This is a genomic window from Microbacterium sp. Bi128, from assembly GCF_918698205.1.
The window spans coordinates 1-1,882 of the sequence record NZ_CAKKMM010000996.1; the positions used below are offsets into that span (position 1 = coordinate 1).

Below are 1,882 nucleotides of genomic sequence, written 5' to 3' on the forward strand. Positions count from 1 at the left end.
GGCCCGCGAGGCCATCAAGACCTGTTGACCCGCCAACTGGCCATGTGACCCGGCATTGTCATGCTGGAAGAATGGAACCTCCGGAAAACCAATGAAAGGCTTCAGCCCATGATCTTCATCGTCGTCAAATTTAAGGTCAAGCCGGACTGGTCGGAGCGCTGGCTGGGACTCGTGAACGATTTCACCCAGGCCACCCGCCAGGAGCCCGGCAACCTGTGGTTCGACTGGTCCCGCAGTGTGGAGGACTCCAATGAATTCGTCCTGGTTGAGGCCTTCAAGGATGACGCCGCCGGGGCCCACGTGAACAGCGCCCACTTCAAGCAGGCTATGGCGGACATGCCTCAGGCGCTGGCCGAGACGCCCCGGATCATCAGCCGGCAGCTCGACGGCGACGGCTGGGACCGGATGGGCGAGCTCACCATCTAACCGGCAATGGATACGCTTATGGCATGTGGATCGGCTGGATTGAATTCGACATCCTTCTGGGCGACGTTCACAGCCTGAAGGAGAAACGTTCCATGGTGCGGCCGCTGCTTGCGGAGCTGAAGCGCCGCTTTGATGTCTCCGTGGCCGAGGTCGGGGATCATGAGCAGCACCGGCGCACGCAGTTGGGCGCCGGCTTGGTGGCAGCAGACCGGGCACACGTCGTGGAGGTGCTGACCGGCGTCGAACGCTTCGTGGCGGCCCGGCCCGAACTCGAACTCCTCAGCGCACGGCAACGGGAGCTCCGCAGCGACGATTAAACAACGCGGGGTCACTTAGCGCCCATCCCAGGGGGATTTATGGGCGGTAAGTGACCCCGCGTTGCTTTGAGCGGTGGGGCTTAGCCGAAGTACTTCGGCAGGGTCGCCTCGTGGGCTTCGCGGAGCGCGTCGAGGCTCATGGTCTCGACACCGTTGATCTCCAGCGTGCCGCCCTCGGCGTCCACCACACCGATCCGGACGTGCGCGAAGCCGCGGGCGGTGCACATGTCCGTGAAGCGGATTTCCTCCGAGCGGGGCACAGCGACGACGGCGCGGCCCTGGGTTTCGGAGAACAGCGCCGTGAACAGGTCCACGCCGTCGCGGTCCAGGACGTCCTGCAGGGCGATCCGGGCGCCCACGCCGTAACGCAGGGACGACTCCACGAGGGCCGCGGCGAGGCCGCCTTCGGAGAGGTCGTGGGCGGAATCCACCATGCCGTCGCGGGAGGCGTTGATCAGGATCTGGCCCAGTTCGCGCTCGGCGTCGAGGTCAACCTTCGGCGGCAGGCCGCCCAGGTGTCCGCGCATGTTCGACCATTCCGAACCGTCCAGCTCTGCCGCCGTCGTGCCGAGGAGGTAGATGGCCTGGCCGTCTTCCTTCCAGCCCGACGGCGTGCGGCGGGCGACGTCGTCGAACTTGCCCAGCACTGCCACCACGGGGGAGGGGTGGATGGGGGTGGTCCCGGTCTGGTTGTACAGCGAGACGTTGCCGCCGGTGACCGGGATGCCGAGGACCATGCAGGCGTCGGACAGGCCGCGGATGGCTTCGGCGAGCTGCCACATGACGTCGGGGTCCTCGGGGGAGCCGAAGTTCAGGCAGTCGCTGACGGCCATCGGCACGGCACCTGAGGTGGCGACGTTGCGGTAGGCCTCGGCCAGGGCCAGCTGAGCGCCGTGGTACGGGTCCAGGTAGGTGTAGCGGCCGTTGGCGTCGGTGGCCAGGGCCACGCCGAGGCCGGTTTCCTCGTCCACCCGGACCACGCCGGCGTCGTCCGGGAACGCCATGGCGGTGTTGCCGCCGACGTAGCGGTCGTACTGCTTGGTGATCCAGGACTTGTCGCACATGTTCGGGGAGGCGACGAGCTCGGTGATGGCGGCGGCCAGGTCCGCCGGGGCGGAGGGACGGCCGGCGTCCTGGAC

General features: G+C 67.1%; 3 protein-coding genes. 2 read left to right on the forward strand and 1 reads right to left on the reverse strand.

The window, feature by feature from the left end; translation table 11 throughout:
• The first annotated feature begins 108 nt into the window (after nt 1-108).
• Both LQV45_RS28985 and LQV45_RS28990 read left to right on the forward strand, forming a co-directional pair.
• A complete protein-coding gene (locus tag LQV45_RS28985) occupies nt 109-426 on the forward strand; it encodes a putative quinol monooxygenase (RefSeq protein ID WP_230010474.1) in 318 nt (105 codons plus the stop codon).
• Nucleotides 427-449: 23 nt separating this feature from the next.
• Entirely contained in the window at nt 450-743 is a 294-nt protein-coding gene (locus tag LQV45_RS28990; RefSeq protein WP_230010476.1) for a DUF503 domain-containing protein, read from the forward strand.
• Nucleotides 744-823: 80 nt separating this feature from the next.
• On the opposite strand, the gene LQV45_RS28995 is transcribed toward LQV45_RS28990, so the two are convergent.
• The coding region (locus LQV45_RS28995) for an AIR synthase related protein (protein WP_230010479.1) at nt 824-1,882 on the reverse strand (1,059 nt) is incomplete at its 5' end.

Coding starts and splice junctions, on each gene's coding strand:
- LQV45_RS28990 (WP_230010476.1), top strand. CDS start 450: ATGTGGATCGGCTGGATTGAATTCGACATCCTTCTGGGCGACGTTCAC.
- LQV45_RS28985 (WP_230010474.1), top strand. CDS start 109: ATGATCTTCATCGTCGTCAAATTTAAGGTCAAGCCGGACTGGTCGGAG.